The following is a 2,021-nucleotide window of genomic DNA, read 5'->3' as shown; positions in this document are numbered from 1 at the left end:
GGGCGCTGTGATGAGCAAGTGAAGATACGGGGCTTCCGAATCGAGCTTGGTGAGATTGCAGCTCAGTTGTCGTCACTGGAGGAGGTCGATTCCGCCGCTGTCGTCGTTCATGAACAGGGTGCAGAAAAACGCTTGGTCGCTTACGTAGTGCCAGTTTCAAAACAACTAAAAGCATTGCTAACGGATGAGCAAACCATTGACGACAATTTCATCCAGCAGGTAAGAGAAAAGCTTCAGGCGCGTCTGCCAGAGCATATGATACCCGCGGTATTTATGCTGCTGCCCGATTTACCTCTGACGACCAATGGTAAACTTGATACAAAAACCTTACCTTCCCCTGAACTAAGTGCACAACAAAATTATGTGGCAGCAACAACAGACATCGAGAAGCAGTTATGTGACATCTGGCAGATGGTGTTAGGTGTTGAGCTGGTTGGCAGAGAAGATAATTTTTTCAATCTTGGTGGTGACTCGATTATTTCCATCAGCATGGTGGCTGCATTGCGCGCTTCCGGCTTTGATGTCTCTGTACGGGATATCTTTGAGCACTCGAGCGTTAAAAAACTGGCGAGCTTTGTTGCTGAGCGCCTGCTTGATAAGCAAGTGCAAGCCATGGAGCCATTTGCGCTCTTGACGCAGGAAGAGCGGTCAGGTTATGAGGCATCAGAGTTGTGCACTCTGATAGAAGATGCCTATCCGTTGTCACAGTTACAGTCGGGCATGGTGTTCCATACGCAGAAGTCAGGGTTTGACGGTGTATACCATGACATTATGTCAGACCATTTGCGTTGTCGCTGGGATGAGCAGGCGTTTTGTCGTTCATTGCTGATGGTGGTGGCGGCCCATCCGTTGCTACGCAGTGGCTTTAAGTTGACTGGAGAGCGTCCGTTGCAGCATGTATTCCGGGAAGTGGAACTGCCGCTGCTCGTGGAAGACATTCAGCATATGAATGAGCAAGACCAGCAGGAATATTTGGATGCATGGAGACAGATGCGTCGCCACCATGAATTTGATTGGGAAAATGGACCGTTATATCAGGTCAATGTGTTTTTGCGTTCAGTGCAGACGTTTGAGCTGGTGGTCAGTTTCCATCATGCGATTTTAGATGGCTGGTCGTTGGCGACGCTGAATACGCAGTTGTTTGGGCATTATTTGGCGCAACTCACGGGTGAGACGCCGGCGGATGTGGCGGTAGAACGCATTTACCGTGAGTTTATTGCTTTAGAGCTTGAGAGTCTGAGCGATACAGATGCTAAGGCGCGTTTTACCCAGATGTTGGCAGACAGTCCGGTCGAGCAGTTGCCGTTGAAGGTTGGTGTATCCCGGACGCAGCAGAGGGAACAAGGAACTCATTTGGTTCCGGAGTTGGCATTGCATTCGGTTCCGTTGGCAGCGTTAGCGCAACGGTTGAATGTGCCGTTGCAGTCGGTGTTGTTGGCGGTGCACTTTAAGGTGCTGTCACAGCTCAGTGGTCAGGATGAAGTGTTGTCTTGTGTGACACATAATGGTCGTCCGGAGGTACAGGGAGCACAATCTGGCTTGGGTCTGTTCTTGAACTCGTTGCCGGTGGGGATGCGTTTACCGCAAGGGAGCTGGGCAAAGCTGATTGAGTCGGTGGCTGAGGTGAGCCGTGGCTTATTGCCTTATCGCCGTTATCCGTTATCGATGATACAAAAAGAGACTGGGCGTGAGTTTGGTGAGGTGACGTTTAACTATACGCATTTCCATGTGTATAACAGTTTAGAGCTGGGTGATGAGTCGGAGGTGGCTCGTCTGGGCGGTAGTGGTTTTGAGCAGACGAATTTTGACTTCCATGTCGATATCTCGCGTAGCGTGGACGGCGGAGACCACTTGCAATTGGCGCTGCACTTTAACCGTCATTTGTACGATGCTGAGCAGATAGCGATGATTGGAAGGTGTTACCTGAAGGCGGTGGCGTTGTGTCTGGCGGATGTGTCGGCCAGTCATGCGGTGTCGTTATTAGACGATGAGGCTCTGACGGACCTGACAGCGCTGGAGAA

1 protein-coding gene is annotated in these 2,021 nt (G+C 50.8%); it reads left to right on the top strand.

Annotated features, from left to right (window positions below; genetic code table 11):
- On the top strand, positions 1-2,021 hold a 2,021-nt coding region (locus J2W69_RS20525; protein ID WP_310282084.1), incomplete at both ends, for a condensation domain-containing protein.

Origin of the sequence: Rheinheimera soli, assembly GCF_031457405.1 — a bacterium.
In the GTDB taxonomy this organism is placed as follows: domain Bacteria; phylum Pseudomonadota; class Gammaproteobacteria; order Enterobacterales; family Alteromonadaceae; genus Pararheinheimera; species Pararheinheimera soli_A.
Note: the sequence above shows the minus strand (reverse complement) of the source record. Positions and strands in the feature narration are given on the sequence as shown.